The organism is Halosimplex halophilum (assembly GCF_004698125.1).
Lineage (GTDB): Archaea > Halobacteriota > Halobacteria > Halobacteriales > Haloarculaceae > Halosimplex > Halosimplex halophilum.
On sequence record NZ_SRHV01000005.1, the window covers coordinates 207,289 to 223,053 of the forward strand.

Genomic DNA, 15,765 nt, shown 5'->3' on the forward strand with positions numbered 1-15,765 from the left:
GCGGCGACGCTCGCTATCTCTGTTTCGATCGGTGTCTCGCGCCTGCGACCGGTATCGCCGTTTTGAAGTGGTAACCTGATTCTCACACAACTGAATGGATCGGGGACCGTTCCATCGAGGGTGGGAATATCTCTATCAGTGAGTCGAAAACTGTTGGTAAACTACGAAGACACCCGACGGTGACACCATCGATCCGGCGTTTACAATGACCGCACAGGAAAGCCAGAGCGGGGAACTGATACCCCACAGGAGGCGCGAGGATTTCGATTACGCGGTCCCGGAGAGCGTGCCGCCGTTTCACGACACGGGTCAGTTGCGGCGGGTGAAGACAGTCGTTCGGAACGCCCGTGACGTCGAGAAACTCCCGCGGTTCTGGTTCACCGGGCCGACGGGCTGCGGGAAGACGACGGCGGTCCGCCGGCTCGCCCAGGACCTGGACGCGCCGCTGTTCACGGTGCAGGGGCTGTACGACATCCGCGAGACCGACCTGCTCGGCAGTCCGACGATGCTCGACGGGACGGTCTACTGGCAGGACGGGCCGGTGACCAGAGCGCTCAGGTCGAGCCAGCAGCGCCGGACGGTCCTCCTGTTCGACGAGGTGAACCGGGCTCGACCGGAGGCGAAGGGTATCCTGTTCCCGATCCTCGACGGGCGTGCCAAAGTTCACACCGGGCGAGGGAACGAGATCGTCGAGGCCGACCCGTACAACCTGGTCGTCGTCGTCACGACCAACGAGGGCCCGGAGTACTTCGTCGAACAGCTCGATCTCGCCGAGCAACGCCGTTACGGCAGCAAGTTCGAGATGACGTACCTCGCGCAGTCGGACTTCGAGGCCGCGGTCGAACTGGTCACGAACCGGACGGCGGTTCCCGGGCCGCTCGTACGGGTCGTCCTCACCGCAGTCAACGAGGTACGTGACACCGCGGCGCGCGCGGGGTCGTCGGTCGAGCGGGGGATCCCGACGGCGCTGGTGCTCGAGTGGCTGAAGACCGCCCGCATCTACGACGACGAGGGGATCGACGACCCGATGATGACCGCTTTCCGAGACGCGCTACTCCGGCCGTTCTACGACGAGCCGGACGCAGTCTCCACGGTCGTCTCGACGGTCCGGTCGTACGTCCAGAGCGCCCCGCTCGGCGAGGACGCCGCCAGGGAGTGGGTGGCGTCCGACCTCGCCGGCCGCGTCTCGGGCGACGACCGCTCGACGCTCGTCGAGAACGTGCTCGCCGGGAGCGCGATCGACGAGGACGACATCTGACCGATGACCGCGGGCGAGGACGGTTCCGACGCCGGGCGGGCGCAACTCCGGCGCGTGCTCGAGAGCCTCGGGTCGGTGTACGGCGACGACGAGGTCGACATCGACTTCGGCGACGAGCTCGGGGTCGAGGAGCGGCGAACGTGGGAGGACGGTCCGTCTCACGAGTTCGTACTCCCGGCCAGGGTCGACGAGTACCTCGACGCCGACCTCTCGCGCGAGCGGGAGTACGAACTGCTGCTCGACACGGTCAACCACCTGTCGTACTGTCGGCGGGTGGACAGCTGGGACCGGACCGAGTCGTTCGCGGCGGGGACCGCCCACCCGGAACCGGTCGCGACGTTCGTCCACCGGATGGTCGAGCACGCCCACGTCACCGCGGCCCGCCTCTCGGAGTACCGGGGGCTCGCGGGGGCATACGCCCGGCGGATGGAGGCGACGTTCGACGAGCAGCCCCGCGTGGACGGGCTCCGGGAGGACGCCGCGCTGCTCGAGGGCGTCCGCGAGCTTGCCTACACCGGGCGGGTCGCGGGGCTGGAGTCGGCCTCCGAGAACGTCCGCGGGACGCTGTCGTACGTCGGGACGGAACTCGACCGCGTCCGCGAACCCGGGGCCTCCGCCGAGCTCCGTGACGAGGTCGCGAACCGGGTGCTGGAGACGGTGGTCGACCGGCTGTACCATCCCCGGACGGCCGAGCGACACCTCCGCGAGGAGCTGGACCTCCCGTTTCAACACGCCGCGACGCTGGCTCCGGAGACGGACGCCGAACCGCGGGAGACCGGATCGGAGGAGTCCGACGAGCCGACCACGGCGAGCGACATCGTCGAGCTGATCGGGACGGTCCCGCTCCTCCCCGTCGTCCTCGCGGCACCGTACCTCGGCTTCGAGGACGCGCTCGAATCGTTCTACAGGCCGCTCCCCCAGGGGCCGTTCAACCTGCTCTTCCTCCTCTATCCGCTCCTGTTCCCGGTCTTCGTCGTCTGGGGGGCGTGTCGGTCCGTTACGGGACGCCTCGGCTACTGGGAGCCGATAGTCGACCGCGCCTCCGGCGCGTGGAACGGCATCACGGACGCGACCGCCCGGCTCCGGGGGGGCCTCAGGGGCGGGATCGAACGGGTTCGGAGCGCCGTCGCCTCGTCCGCGGGCGGGGCCGCCGACGCCGTAAACGCCCGTCTCCCCGGCGATCGGGCGGTCGATCTGGACTCGCTGCTGATGGGGTACACCCTGCTGTTCGTGCTTCCGTACGAACTCGCCGAGCACGTCGTCGGTGAGGACCACGTCGACCCGTTCCTCGAACCGTTCGCGGACTGGGGGCCGTCGGAGGGCATCGCGGTTGTCCCGTACGTGCTCTTCGTGCCGCCCCTGGTCGCCGCTCTGTTCCCGGTGTTCCTGGTCTGGCTGCTCGTCCGGCTGGCGGCGCTCGCCGCCGGCGTCTGGGAGCCGCTCGTCGCTCGCGCGGCGGGGCTGTGGGACGCCGCCGTGGCGACGCTCCGTCGGTTCGGGAACGCGGTCCGGGCGGGACTGCGCCGCGTCCCGGCGCTGATCGGATCCGCTCTGCGCCGAACGGCCGAACTACTGCGCCGGTGGTGGAACGGGCTCGTCTACGTCGCTCGGCGCGGCCTCGCGCGTGCCCGCGGCGACCACTGGAAGCGCGATCTCCCCGAACGCCTCGACGAAGAGCGTCTCGCGGCTCAGACCGGGGACGACACGGCCGCCGTTGCCGAACCCGGGCGGGGCGAGACCAACGGTTCCGACGGGAAAAACGGGGGCCGCGACGAAGACGACCCCGGAAGCGGCGACGGGGACGCGGCAACGGAGTCGGCGCCCGGGGACGCGACGACCGACGGCGTCGAGACCGACGAGGAGGACGTGGTCGCCGAGGCGGGCGAGTCGAACGAACGGAGGGACGACGCGTCGGTCGCCGCCGGGGATCCCGCGGAAACGGCCCCGGCGGGCGCTGGTGACGCCGATTTCACCGAGCGGCTCCTGGCCGACGCGGAGCGGCGGTCGGCATCGTCGCGGGGGGAAGTGAGCATCGTGGACGTCGAATACGAGGAGAGCGACGGGACGGTCATCGACGACGCGCTGGGCGACCTCGCGAGCCTGGACCGGCGGACGAGCAGCGAACTGCAGGGGCTCAGGGCCGACCGCGACGACCGGATCGGCGGGCACGGCGACCCACAGGAGGTGCTGGACGCGATGAGCGAGCGGGGGCTCGACGAGACGATCCGGGAACTGCTCGCGCAGTTCCCGCCGGAGGAGCGCCGCGAGGTGCGGGCACACACCGGCCATCGGCTCGACCTGCCGGCGGTCGCGCGGTCGGCGGGCGGGCGCCTCCCGAACGACGGCCTGTTCACTCGCCGCCGTCACACCGGGACCGGGTCGCGGTGTCTCGGCGTGGCGATCGATCTCAGCGGCAGCATGGACGGGTTCGAGGCGAAAGTCGCCCTCGCGTCGCTCGCAAGCGCGGCCGACCTCCTCGGCGACGAGTTCGTCGCCGCCGGGTTCCACGGGCGGGACCGTTCGGTCCCGCTCGTGACCGGCCCGAACGAACCGTTCGAGCCCGCGCACCTCTCCTCGGTCGGAACCGGCGGGAGCACTCCGCTCGCGGACGGGATCCGGGAAGGGCGCCGACTGCTGCGCGGCGCGAACGCGAACGAACGGATACTGCTAGTGGTCACGGACGGCGCGCCGAACGTCGGCCTGTCGGACAGTTCGGACCCGAAGTCGGACGCCCGCGAACAGATCGAACGGAGCCGACGGGACGGGATCGGGGTCATCGGCGTCGGCGTCGACTCGGCGTACGGGATGTCGGAGCTCTTCGGTGACGACGCCTACGTCGAAGTGAACGACCGGGCGTTCGCGGACCGTCTGTTGGACGTCTATCGCGACCAGGTCCTCCGGACGCAGCGTCACTGACGGACCGACTTCGGCGGGAACCGCAGTGGTCAGTCAGCGGCGTCCGCCGGTGTCCAGACGTAGATCCCAGCGGAGCACTCGCAGGGCGTCCCGCAATCGGGGCACTCGCGCTCGTCGTCGAGCGAGCGGTAGAAGTCCTCGACAGTGTCCATCCGCTCGAAACCCATCTTCTCGAAGAGGGCCGACGAATCGACGGTGTGAGGCCGGAGCCACGCCGTCCCGACGGCCGAGTCGACGCCGGCGCTCCGGGCGAACCGGAGCCTCGCGTCCATCAGGGCCGAACCGATGCCGTTGCCCTCCCAGCCTTCGCGAACGGCGCTGGCGTGAAAGATCGCGACCTCCTCCCCCAGCGGGTACTCGGACAGCGAGACATCGAAGCGCTCGACGGCGTCCGCTCTGGATACACAGATCACGACTCCGAACCCGAGCACGGTTTCGACTCTCGTCGCGACGAAGCCGTAGGCCGGCTTCTCGTCGTGGAACACGGCGTCCAGTACCCGAGCGATCCCGAGCCCGGTCCGGGACTCCCAGAGCGATTCGATCTCGCGTCTATCGATCGCCTCGGCCGCCCGTACCTCGACACCGGCCGGCAGGACGATCGGGTCGTCGGGACCTTCCATAGTAGCTCAGATCCGGATCGTTGGTTGCTGTAGCCGGGATGCGTTTCAACCACCGATATCGAATCGGTCCTCCCGTAAATCTCTATCCCCGGGACGGGTCCGAGTTCACTGGCCGACCGCCAGCCGGGGGCCGTGCAGCGTCGCTACCGGGTTCGCGTCCCGCCGGCGCCCCGGTCTACGGACGGTCCGCGATCCGAGACCACGACGCCGTGGCCCCTCGCGGCAGCCGCCGACCGGACCGGCTCACTCGATAGTCCGGTCGAGGAACCGCCGGATAGCCTCGGGGCCCGCGGGCGGGAGGTCGGCGAGCAGGGGGTCGGGCGACCCGCCCTCGACGTGTGTCGCCTCGTAGACCGACTGGGCGTGGGTCGGGTCCGCCGCGAGCAGGTCCATCGCCACGCGCTCGGACTCGATGTCCTCGACGTCCTCGACCCAGACGTGGTTCAGGTCGCGCAACTCGTAGAAGACCGCGTCCACGCCGGCCTCCTCCAGGGCGTCGAAAAAGCGGCGGCTGTGTTCCACGTCGACCACCTCGTCCTCGCGGCCGTGCATCAACAGCGTCGGTGGGCTCTCGGGCGTGACGTGCGTGACGGGGCTAGCCTGTGCCCACCGCTCGGGGTGTTCGGACTGGGGGCCGCCCAGCAACAGCGGAATGAGCCCGTCGCCCTCTTCGTCCCCATCATCGACGATCCTGAAGTCGGCGGCGCCGTACCAGCTGACGACGGCCTGTACGGCACCGGACTCGCCGGGCGCGACGGTCTGCTCGACCTCGTCGGCGAAGGCGTCCCCCAGGTCGGTGATGTCGTCGACGACGCCAGCGAGGAGGGCGAGATGCCCACCCGCCGAGGAGCCCCACGCGGCGATCTGCTCGGCGTCGTAGCCGTACTCGCCGGCGTGAGCGCGCAGCCATCGGATCGCGGCTTTCACGTCGACGAAGTGGTCGGGGAAGGCGCCCCGCGGGGTGGGGTTCGACGGATCGTACATCTCCTCGACGGCCGCCCCGTCGGGGACCGTCTGGAGTCGGTAGCTGACGCTGGCGATCGCACAGCCCCACTCGGCGGCGTACCGCTCGGGATCGGGGATGTTCGCGCGCGTCTCCGCGACCCACCCCCCGCCGTGAACGTAGACGACGAGCGGTGGGTTCTCCTGCTCCGGGAGGTAGAGGTCGAGTTTCAGCTCGCCGGTCTCGCGGTCGGCGTACGTGATCCCTTCGCGGACGGTGACGTCGGCCGTCATGATATCCGAAGAGGACGACCAGTCGGTATAGAACTACGGTTTCCGGAACCGCCCCGACCGGGGCGGGCCGGCCCCGGGATCCGGCCCGGCGGCTCGACGGTTCGGACGGGCGCTCCGGGGCCACGTCGGCGGCGGTTCGACGCCGGGCCGTCGGCGGGTACCGCCCAGCGACGGGACGGCCTGCCGCGGGAGCCGACCGCCGCTCGCGCACTCAGCGTTGATAGCTGCGACCCAACGCTTATTCGAGCGTTCGATCGAGTATCGCGAATGCAACCGTCGACGTCGATATCGGGGGGGATTCGGGTACTCCACGTCGATGACGACCCGGATCTCGGGGATCTCGTGGCGACCTATCTCGAACGCGAAGCCGAGCGACTCACCGTCGAGACGGCGACGAGCGTCGCCGACGGGCTGGCCCGACTCGACGAGGGGGCTATCGACTGCGTCGTCTCCGACTACGACATGCCCGGTCGGAACGGGCTCGAGTTCCTCGAGGTCGTTCGGTCGGACCGCCCCGAGTTGCCCTTTATCCTGTTCACGGGCAAGGGGAGCGAGGAGATCGCGAGCGACGCCATCTCGGCCGGCGTCACCGACTACCTCCAGAAGGAGACGGGCACCGAACAGTACGCCCTGCTCGCCAACCGCGTCGTCAACGCCGTCGAGCGAGCGCGGGCGGAACAGACCGAGCAACGGCACCTCCGGGCGATCGAGACCGCCCAGGAGGGCATCAGTATCCTCGACGCGGACGGCGAGTTCATCTACGTCAACGAGGCCTACGCCGAGCTCTACGGGTACGAGCGGACGGAACTGCTCGGCGCGCACTGGTCGCTCCTCTACCCCGACCGGGACACGCAGGAGATCCAGACGGAGATCCTTCCGGCCGTGCGGGAACACGGGTTCTGGCGGGGCGAGACGACCGGTCTCCGCGCGGACGGGAGCACGTTCGTCGAGGACCACCGGCTCGCCACGACCGACCACGGCGAGCTCGTCTGCACGGTGCTCGATACGACCGACCACCGGCGACACCGGGCGGCGATCGAGGAACTGCACAGCACCGCCCGCGCGTTCATCCAGGCCGAGACCGCCGAGGAGGTCGCGGAGATCGCCGTCACCGCGGTCCGCGACATCCTCGACATGCCCGCCAACGGGGTCCACCGCTACGACGAGGCGGCCGACGGACTGGTCCCGGTCGCGTGGACCGACCGGACGGAGGAACTCGTCGGCGAACCGCCGGTCTTCGAACCGGGCGAGGGGATCGCCTGGAACGCGTTCGCGTCGGGCGAACCGCTGGTGCACGACGACATCGCGACGAACGACGACCGGTACAACCCGGACACGCCGATCCGGAGCCAGTTGGCCCTCCCGCTCGACGACCGCGGCGTCCACCTCGTCGGGTCGCCCGACCCCGCCGCCTTCGACGAGACGGACGTGTCGCTCGCGAAAACGGTCGCCGCGCACGCGACAGCGGCGCTCGAACGCGTCGAACGCGAGCGGGAACTCGCCCGACAGAACGAACGGCTCGCGACGTTCACCGACATCGTGAGCCACGACCTGCGAAACCCACTCAACGTCGCGATCGGCCGCCTGGAGTTGGCAGAAGACGCGTGTGACTGCCCGCATCTCGGGGAGGTCGACCAGGCACTGCAGCGGACGGAGACACTACTCGACGATCTCCATGCGTTCGCCCAGGCCGGGACGACGACGCTTGAGCCTGAAAACGTCAATCTCTCGAACATCAGTCGATCGTGCTGGGAGCACGTCGAGACGGGCCCGGCGACGCTCGTCACCGACGCCCGGCAGGTGATCAACGCCGACCGGAGCCGCCTTCAAGAACTGTTGGAGAATCTCTTTCGCAATGCGGTCGAACACGGGGGGGATGCAGTGACCATCACCGTCGGTGATCTTGAAGACGGGTTCTACGTCGCCGACGACGGGCCCGGGATTTCGGCCGAGGACACGGATGTCGTGTTCGACTACGGGTATTCGACCAGCGAGGACGGAACGGGGTTCGGGCTCTCGATCGTCCGGGAGATCGCCGACGCTCACGGGTGGGAGCTTCGCGTCACCGACAGCGACGCGGGCGGCGCGCGCTTCGAGATCCGCGACGTCGAGACCAGCGGGTCGTGACCGATCCCGCGGCGCGGGCCAGCGACGTGAACCGGACGACCGCCGCCGCGAACCGGTACCCCTGCGAACGGCACCCGGGGCGGGTGGACACTGTCGCTGGCCGGGTGTCGGCGACGGTTTCGGGTTCGGGGTCGAGTTCTCGGGACTCGGTCGGAAGCCGGGGACCGCTCGCCCGCCGTCCGGTGGCTGTCGCGCGACTCGATCCTGACGGCGGCCCCGTCGAGGAGCTACCGGTGATCTGCCCCCTCGCCGACGGATCCGGGTGCGCTCGGTCGCGCCGTGACGGTCGTGATGACGCCGAGGAAGGCGGTGGCGGCGGACTCGACGGTCAGTCCAGCCTCGTCGACGAGGGCGAGCGGTTCCTGCGTCCACCGACAGCCCATCCTCTCGTAGTGGGCGTCCGCGCGCCACTCCTGGAAGCGGGCGAGCGGACCAACGTCGCTGCGGCCGTGTTCGACGAGCCGGATCTCCCCGCCCGGGCGACAGACCCGCTCCATCTCCCGCAGCGCGGCGACGGGGTCGGGGAACGTACAGGTCGACAGCGCCGAGACGACCGTGTCGAAGCTGTCGTCCGGGAACTCGAGCGCCTGCGCGTCCATCCGGCGGAGCGTCCCGCCCACTTCCAGTCCGTCGAGCGTCGCCGCGGCGCTCTCCAGCATCTCCGGGCTGATGTCGATCCCGACGAGGTCGACGTCGGCGGGGAGATAGCGGAAGTTCGTCCCGGTGCCGCAGGCGACGTCGAGCACGCGTCCGGTCGCGTCCCCGAACTGCCGGCGGCGGAACCGGCCGGTCACCAGCCGGTCGACCGCCTCGAAGCGGTCGATCCGGTCGGCGTACGTCGCGTAGATGTCCTCGATGTCCCCGGCCGACATCGACCGCTCGCCTGCGGGGTCGTCGGCGTCGGGGTCGCCGTCGAGCGAGCGGTCGGAGCGATCGCGGGAGGGCTGTTCGCGGCGACCGACGGGGGCGGTCTCGCCTGCGTCCATACCGATCGGTTCCGCCGCTACCGACGTAAGTATTATCGAATATTTTATGAATTAACGGCGCCGTTTCAAAACTGTCGTTGAGCGGTCGCCCGGTGTCGGGCCGGGGTTGGGGCGGGTTGGCGCTGTCGGCGACTCGGGTCGGGACGGTTCGGCTCAACCGCGCTTTCGTAATCGTTTCGAGGGGTTCGTCCCGCGGCGGGTCACCTGCGCCGGACGCGCTCGGTCCGCTGGACGGTCGCGGACGCGTCGAGGCGACAGCGGAGCGCGTCGTCCCCGTGGCGCAGGACGACCTCGTACTCGGCGGGGTCGGTGGCGACGCGTTCGGCGGTCCACCGCCCCTCGTAGAGGTGGTCGTTGAACGTCCAGAGCCCGCGGGTCGCGATGTCGACGCCGCGTTCCCGGTGGAACGCGACCGACGCGGGGTGGTAGGCGACGCCGTAGGTCAGCAGGGCGGTGTACCCGCGCAGACACTCCCGGCAGCGGTCGACGGCGAGCAGCGAGTCGGCGTCGGGAAAGGGTGACTCGTCGATGTCCCGGACCTCGGTCGACAGCGGCCCGGCGCACTGGGGACAGACGCCCCGGCGGACCTGCGCGTAGTCCATGGCCTGTTTCCGCTCGACGCTCCGGACCAGTTCCTCCCCCTCCAGCGACCGGACCTGCGCCGGCGTCACCGTGTAGTTCGAGACCGGCCGCTCGCAGGCCGGACACTCGACGAGGAAGAACTGGTGGTGCAGTCGGGCCCTGAGCGACCGCTCGCCGCAGAACGGGCACCGTCCGTCGGTCTCGACCGGCTCGAATTCCGGGGGGCGCTCGTAGTTCCCCGAGAGGACGAACCGGACGACCCGCTCGCCGGCGTGAGTCAGCGAGTAGCCGCTCTCGCCCTTCCGGAGGAAGGTCCCGGTCAGTTCCCCGAGGTGGTAGGAGAGCTTCGAGGTGTTGCCCACGTCGACGCGGTCGTACACCTCCGAGAACGCCAGTTCGGTGGGGCCCGCGTTCACCTCGTCGAGTTCCGCCTGGGCTCGCGCGACGGCCCGGAGGATCGCGACGCGCGTCTCGTCGGACAGCAGCGCGAACGCGTCGGCGGCCGACCGGCCCGAGCCCATCCGTCTCGGTGTACCCAGGGGGGCGGGACGGAAAAAGATTTCAGCCGGCGGTGGCGGGTTCGTCCCTCCGGTACCGGATACGTCCGCGGGTTCGGGGGCCACGGTGGCGTCCGCGCCGCCGCCGGTCGCTCCGTCGCGAAGCCGGCGACCGCCGAGGTTTTCCCCGGCCGCACCCGAGCGCCGGCATGGATCTGTCCGCCGTCGACCTCTCGCCAGTCCCCGAGGGCGGGACCGCGACCGAGGCGTACGAGCAGACCGTCGAGGCCGCACAGCAGGCCGAGCGACTGGGCTACACCCGGTTCTGGGTGGCCGAGCACCACGGCCGCGCCCGGACGCTCGCGGGGACGACCCCAGAGGTGTTGCTCGGCAACCTGGCCGCCGAGACCGACGCCATCCGGATCGGGTCGGGCGCCGTCCTGCTCAACCACTACAGCCCGCTGAAGGTCGCCGAGCAGTTCGGCGCGCTGGACGCGCTCGCGCCGGGCCGGGTCGACGCCGGGCTCGGGCGCGCCAACGAGTCGCCGGCGGTCGACCGGGCGCTGGGGACCGACCGCCGCGTCGAGGACCCCGACGCGGACCACCGCGAGAAGGTCGAGGCGGTCGCCTCGCACCTCTACGACGACTTCCCCGCCGACCACCCCTACGGCGACATCGAGATCCCGGGGTCGGCCGAGGGGCCGGCCGTCCCGTGGGTGCTGGGTTCGAGCCCGTCGAGCGCGGAGATCGCGGCCGAACTCGGGCTTCCCTACTGCTTCGCTGCGTTCATCCGCCCGGGGTTCGCCGTCCCCGCCTTCGAGACCTACCGCGAACGGTTCGAGCCCTCGGACCTGGCCGGCGGGGTCGACGAGCCGCGGGGGATCGTCGCCGTCAACGCCGTCTGCGCCGAGACCGACCGGGAGGCCGCGCGGCTACGCGCGGTCGCCGAGGCGGTCTTCCGCCGGATGGCCCGCGGCGACGGCGGGGTCCCCTCCACCGTCGAGGAGGCGGTCGACGAACTCGGCGGCGTCCCCGAGCCGACGCCGGAGCGGCTCGACGACGGCGAGTGGCCGCGGGCGATATCCGGGAGTCCGGAGACGCTCGCGGGCCTGCTCGACCAGCTCGCCGACCGCGCCGGCGTCGACGAGGTGATGATACAGCACGCGGTGCCCGACCACGACGACGCGCTGCGCTCCCACGAGCTGATCGCCGAGGGCGTCGGCCTCTCGGAGCGGTGACGGCCGAAGTCGAGCGTGACGGCGGCGGTACTCGGGACGGCGTCGAGGGCCGGAGGAGCGGCGTCCAGTGGGTTTATTATCGTAACTTGCCAATTACGTACCGATGACACCGGACCCGCTGTACGTCGCGTCCGTCGCGGAAACGGTCCGGACTTCGCTGCGGAACACCGACGACCCGGGCGAGATCCGCAGGTACCTGTACGAACTCCGAGATGCGCTCTACGAGGCGGAGTTCGACGGCGACCTGTCCGAGGAACTGCTCGACGAACTGGAAGGAGACATCGACAGACTGAGCCGCGAGTCGCTCGGTCCGGTCGAGGAGTCCTTCCGGAGCAAGGTGGTGGACCACGTGTACCGCGTCGAGCGGTTCTGTCAGCGCCGCCGGGACGACGGGTCGAGTCCGGACGGGTCGGACCGCGGCGGGTCCGGCGGGAGCGGGTCCAGCGGGAGCGAACCGGACGAGACGGACGGTCGGACGGTCACGTCGACCGACCAGACGGTCAGGTCGACCAGCAGTCAGAACATCACGATCAACTTCGGCCCCTCGGGGGACGGCCCGTCGTTCGACGGCGATGACTGGGAGTCCGATGACGGGGCGGGTTCGTCCGGGGCGGTCGACTGGAACACCGGAAGCACGGGGTCGACCGAAACGGGATCGACGTTCGGGGACGACGACGACGGGTCGCCCTCGCCGGGGTCGAACGGGAGTTTCGACGACGATGCGCAGTTTCCGGATCCGCTCGAACCGCACGAGTTCGAGGTCAGGGACGTTCAGTTCGACACCGCGAAAGCGGTGGAGGTCGTCAACGACTACGCCGAGGGTAGCCCGTACACGTACAACACCTCACCGATCGGCCCCGACCCCTCGGCGTACGACCTCGGGCAGTTCGCACCGGCGCTGAAGCAATACGTCGAACTGATCAACATGGGCGCGGGAGCCGACAGCAGCGACTCCTACCTGTATCCCGACAAGGAGTGGCCCAGGAAGCTCCGCCAGTGGGAGGCGTTCAGGGAGTACAGATACGGCAACGCGGGCGCGTCGGTGGCGAGCCAGTTCGGCGCCTCGCTGCTACACAGCCTGGACCTCCCGTGGGTCGTAAAAAAGGAGGAGGAGGTGGGCGGCGACGGGTGGACATCGACCGAGTACATCACGTACGTCGGGATCCGGTCCGGCGAGCTGTGGAACTTCAAGCGCGGACTGAAACGGTGTTACGACGGATTCCAGTCGAGCCACACGTGCCACGACGGGATGGACTACGTGGACACGTTCTTCGAGCGACGGGGCTACGAGTTCCTGCCGATCCTCGGCTCGTGGGCGGTGAAGATGCCGGGCGTGTTCAGCGTCGCGGGGCGGCCCGGGGTGGCGGACGGCTCCCCGATCCGGTACGACGAGGTCGAGGAGATGGCGAGCTGGGAACGGTTCTGACGCGACGACCCCGACTGAGGGCCGTAGCGAGCGGACTGCGCGACCGCAGCGACCGAACTGACCGAGCGGGCCGTGTGGTCAGACGAGGTCGAAGCTGATCATCAGGCCGCGGTCGGCGTCGATCTGTCGCCCGACGCCGCGGTCTTCGAGGCGGTCGAACGCGCGTTTGACGACGTGGGGGTCGTATTCGCGGTCGGCGACGACGTCGTCGAGGCGGACGCGCTCGCGGTCGGGGTCCTCGCGGGCGGCCCGTTCGAGTTCGTCGGCGCAGTCGACGACGGCCTCGGTCGGGAGTTCGTGTGCGAACAGCGAGCGGTTGTCGCGGAGGACGGGGTCCCGGTCGTGGAAGAACCGTTCGTCCGTCCGGAGGTCGACGAGGCAGACGCTCACGTCGGGGTCGAACACGGCGCCGGCCTCGATCTCGTCGACGACGCGGTCGCGCCAGCCGGTGGGCGAGCCGACCACCAGCAGGTGGTGGGCGTCGTCCTGCTGGCGGGAGTAACTCCGGTCGAGCGCCTCGCCGACGACGCCGTGTAGTTCCGACAGCGTCGCGGGCGCCCAGTCGGACCCCCGGTCGGCGTACGTGTCGAGCCTCGTGAGAGTGAGCCCCTCGACTACCAGCTCCGTGCGTTCGGCGTGGCCGAGCAGTCCCGTCGACTCGACGGTGGCGTACCGGACCCACGGTCGCTCGGGGTAGCGACGGACCCGGGCGTCGTCGGGCAGCTGCGAGCGGAGCGCGCCCTGGAACGACCCCCGTTCGACCCGCGAGTCGGCGTCCCAGTACCCCGGCTCGACGGCGAGCGTCTCGCCGTCGGGCAGCGTCAGTTCCGATACCGCTCGAAGCGAGCGTTCGATGCGGGCGAGGAAGTCCTGTTCGGACAGGCGCGCGACGCTGGCGGGGACGACCGCCGACCCCGCCACGGCCTCGCCGGTCTCGTCGACGGGCTCGGGCGGGGCAGGCGCCGTCTCCAGCGAGTCGACCTCCGCTTCGAGGCGCGCCCGCTCGCGCTCGAACCGGTCGACCAGCGCGTCCAGTTGCTGACGCCGCTCGTCGAGCTGGTCGAGTTCGCTGTCGATGAGCGTCTCGACCGCCTCCTGTGCGACGGACTCGCGGTGTCGCTTCACGCCCTCGATGGTGCCGTTCAGTTCCCGCTGGCGCTCGCGCAGCGTCGCCAGCTGGTCGTCGATCCGGTCGCGGGACTCCGAGAGCGACCGTTCGAGGCTGTCGACGATGTCGTCGCGCTGCTCGCTGAGGAGCGCGGCCACGTCCTCGGGTGTGAGCGTCTCAGCGTCGGCGTCGGACCGCCGCCGGAGCTCCTCGGAGAGGAACTCGCGGTGTTCCCGGAAGGCCCACTGCAGCTTGCCCGTCACGTCGTCGAGGCGGTCGTCGAACCGGTCGGCAGAGAGCAGCTCCGCCTCCAGCCGTCCGGTCGCCGCCTCGAGTTCGCTCACGTAGCGCTCGTGCTGGGTACGCAGCGCCCACTGGATCTGGTCCTCCAAGTCGGCGATCTCGGTCTCGATCGTCTCGGTGATCCGCCGGCGCGTCTCGGCGGCCTCGGCCGTTTCGAGGACCGCTTCCTCGAAGGTTTCGAGGATCTCGTAGAGGGTGTTGTCGGCGACGTACTGCTGGACGGCGGCCGACATCTTCGCCTGTCGGGTCTCGAGGACTCCCTGGAGGAACGACACCTCGCGGTCGTTCTCCAGCGCCGATTCGGGGACGTTGAGGTCCTGGATGCTGTCCTTGGTGTCGGTGACCTCCCGTTCGAGCAGGCGGTGGAGTTCGTCGTCCTCGTTTTCGATCAGGTGCGCGATCTGGTCCTCGTCGTACTCGTCGAGGACGCTGTAGCGGTCGAGTTCGAGGACGAACGCCGCGACCTCGGGCGCCTTCTGGTCGTACCGGTCACCGACCAGCCGGCTGTCGGCGCCGCGGTCATCGTAGCCCGCCGCGGCGAGGTAGAGGACCGCGCCGGCCATGGTCTCGAGGTCGTCGCGCTTGATCGACTCGCCGATGGCCTCGCGGAACTCCGAGCCGGCCGAGCCGTACCGCTCCCGGTACTCCTCGCGGTTGCGCAGGATCCGGTCGAACATCTCCCGTCGACCCGTCACGGGTTCGTCCGTCCCGTCGGCGGGCCTGTCGTTGGCCCAGAAGCCGACGCCGTCGTCGACGACGCGCTCGGCGGGGCCGACCAGGTCCTGGCGGTCGTCGTAGGCGGTCACGCGTCGAACACCTCCAGCGCTTCGGGGAGGAGATACCCGAGATCGCGGAGCATCCCGTCTTTCACCGCGTTCGGCGCCGGAGTCGGTCCGGTGAGCGCGAGTTCGAGCCGCGACCCCTGCTGGGCGTCGATCAGGTGGTACTCGACGGTCACGGTCGCCTCGCCAGAGTCGGGGGTGACCTCGTAGGTCGTCCCCTCGCGCTCCGAGGCCGACCACTTGTCGAGGAGGCTCTGGACCGCCCACTCCAGGCGGTCGAGCTCGACGCCGTAGACGCGGTCGATGCGAACGGTCCGTTCCTCCGAGGAGGGCGCGATGTCCTCCAGTTCGTACACCGAGAGGTGACTGGGATCGTCGACCGTCTCCTGAAGCGTCTCGTAGAGGTCGTAGAACTCCTCTCCGCCGACGATCCGCGTCATGCGCGGGGGCTTGCTCACCGACCCCGCGTAGTTCTCCAGCCGGTACTCGACGCGCCGGCGCTCCGAGCGCTCTTCGTAGTCGAGGCCGACCAGAAACCGCGTCCCGTCCTCGACCGTGCCGCCGTCGGCGCGTTCGCCCGACTCGTCCCGCTCGTCCGTCGCCTGTGGGTGGTTCCTCGACATCTGCCGGTCTCTACCTCCACCGTTCGTCCCGCACGGACAAGATTGTTTCCCCACTCACTCCCC

General features: G+C 70.0%; 11 protein-coding genes. 5 read left to right on the plus strand and 6 right to left on the minus strand.

The window, feature by feature from the left end:
- The first annotated feature begins 322 nt into the window (after window positions 1–322).
- Window positions 323–1,258, plus strand: coding sequence for an AAA family ATPase (locus E3328_RS17470; protein ID WP_167837452.1), 936 nt, complete (start codon window positions 323–325; stop codon window positions 1,256–1,258).
- 3 nt (window positions 1,259–1,261) lie between these two features.
- On the plus strand, window positions 1,262–4,174 hold the full coding sequence (locus tag E3328_RS17475; protein ID WP_135365923.1) for a hypothetical protein: 2,913 nt from the start codon (window positions 1,262–1,264) through the stop codon (window positions 4,172–4,174).
- A 29-nt stretch (window positions 4,175–4,203) separates the two neighbouring features.
- On the opposite strand, the gene E3328_RS17480 is transcribed toward E3328_RS17475, so the two are convergent.
- Together E3328_RS17480 and E3328_RS17485 are read right to left on the minus strand one after the other, a co-directional pair.
- Entirely contained in the window at window positions 4,204–4,659 is a 456-nt protein-coding gene (locus E3328_RS17480) for a GNAT family N-acetyltransferase (RefSeq protein ID WP_167837453.1), read from the minus strand.
- 378 nt (window positions 4,660–5,037) lie between these two features.
- Complete coding sequence (locus E3328_RS17485; protein WP_135365925.1) at window positions 5,038–6,030, minus strand: alpha/beta hydrolase; 993 nt, start codon at window positions 6,028–6,030, stop codon at window positions 5,038–5,040.
- Between the two features lie 267 nt (window positions 6,031–6,297).
- Between E3328_RS17485 and E3328_RS17490 the strand changes: the two genes are divergently transcribed.
- Window positions 6,298–8,157, plus strand: coding sequence for a hybrid sensor histidine kinase/response regulator (locus tag E3328_RS17490; RefSeq protein ID WP_135365926.1), 1,860 nt, complete (start codon window positions 6,298–6,300; stop codon window positions 8,155–8,157).
- Window positions 8,158–8,384: 227 nt separating this feature from the next.
- Here E3328_RS17490 and E3328_RS17495 read toward each other — a convergent pair whose 3' ends face one another.
- The gene (locus E3328_RS17495; RefSeq protein ID WP_209452232.1) at window positions 8,385–9,143 is read right to left on the minus strand and encodes a class I SAM-dependent methyltransferase; all 759 of its coding nucleotides are present in this window, start codon (window positions 9,141–9,143) and stop codon (window positions 8,385–8,387) included.
- Between the two features lie 200 nt (window positions 9,144–9,343).
- Window positions 9,344–10,246: a DUF7351 domain-containing protein gene (locus E3328_RS17500; RefSeq protein ID WP_135365927.1), complete on the minus strand. Its 903-nt coding sequence runs from the start codon at window positions 10,244–10,246 to the stop codon at window positions 9,344–9,346.
- A gap of 185 nt (window positions 10,247–10,431) precedes the next feature.
- Here E3328_RS17500 and E3328_RS17505 point away from each other — a divergent pair, with 185 nt between their 5' ends.
- Together E3328_RS17505 and E3328_RS17510 are read left to right on the plus strand one after the other, a co-directional pair.
- The gene (locus E3328_RS17505) at window positions 10,432–11,460 is read left to right on the plus strand and encodes an LLM class flavin-dependent oxidoreductase (RefSeq protein WP_135365928.1); all 1,029 of its coding nucleotides are present in this window, start codon (window positions 10,432–10,434) and stop codon (window positions 11,458–11,460) included.
- Between the two features lie 103 nt (window positions 11,461–11,563).
- Entirely contained in the window at window positions 11,564–12,886 is a 1,323-nt protein-coding gene (locus E3328_RS17510) for a hypothetical protein (RefSeq protein WP_135365929.1), read from the plus strand.
- Window positions 12,887–12,964: 78 nt separating this feature from the next.
- On the opposite strand, the gene E3328_RS17515 is transcribed toward E3328_RS17510, so the two are convergent.
- Together E3328_RS17515 and E3328_RS17520 are read right to left on the minus strand one after the other, a co-directional pair.
- Window positions 12,965–15,103 (minus strand): coiled-coil domain-containing protein, encoded by a 2,139-nt coding sequence (locus tag E3328_RS17515; protein WP_135365930.1) that lies wholly within the window; start codon window positions 15,101–15,103, stop codon window positions 12,965–12,967.
- Window positions 15,100–15,702: a hypothetical protein gene (locus tag E3328_RS17520; protein WP_135365931.1), complete on the minus strand. Its 603-nt coding sequence runs from the start codon at window positions 15,700–15,702 to the stop codon at window positions 15,100–15,102. Before E3328_RS17520 ends, E3328_RS17515 begins: the two co-directional genes overlap by 4 nt.
- Between the last annotated feature and the right edge of the window lie 63 nt (window positions 15,703–15,765).

Excerpts from the sequence above, each read along its gene's own strand:
- E3328_RS17520 (WP_135365931.1), bottom strand. The coding sequence starts at position 15,702 with ATGTCGAGGAACCACCCACAGGCGACGGACGAGCGGGACGAGTCGGGC.
- E3328_RS17475 (WP_135365923.1), top strand. The coding sequence starts at position 1,262 with ATGACCGCGGGCGAGGACGGTTCCGACGCCGGGCGGGCGCAACTCCGG.
- E3328_RS17500 (WP_135365927.1), bottom strand. The coding sequence starts at position 10,246 with ATGGGCTCGGGCCGGTCGGCCGCCGACGCGTTCGCGCTGCTGTCCGAC.
- E3328_RS17505 (WP_135365928.1), top strand. The coding sequence starts at position 10,432 with ATGGATCTGTCCGCCGTCGACCTCTCGCCAGTCCCCGAGGGCGGGACC.
- E3328_RS17510 (WP_135365929.1), top strand. The coding sequence starts at position 11,564 with ATGACACCGGACCCGCTGTACGTCGCGTCCGTCGCGGAAACGGTCCGG.
- E3328_RS17495 (WP_209452232.1), bottom strand. The coding sequence starts at position 9,143 with ATGGACGCAGGCGAGACCGCCCCCGTCGGTCGCCGCGAACAGCCCTCC.
- E3328_RS17490 (WP_135365926.1), top strand. The coding sequence starts at position 6,298 with ATGCAACCGTCGACGTCGATATCGGGGGGGATTCGGGTACTCCACGTC.
- E3328_RS17485 (WP_135365925.1), bottom strand. The coding sequence starts at position 6,030 with ATGACGGCCGACGTCACCGTCCGCGAAGGGATCACGTACGCCGACCGC.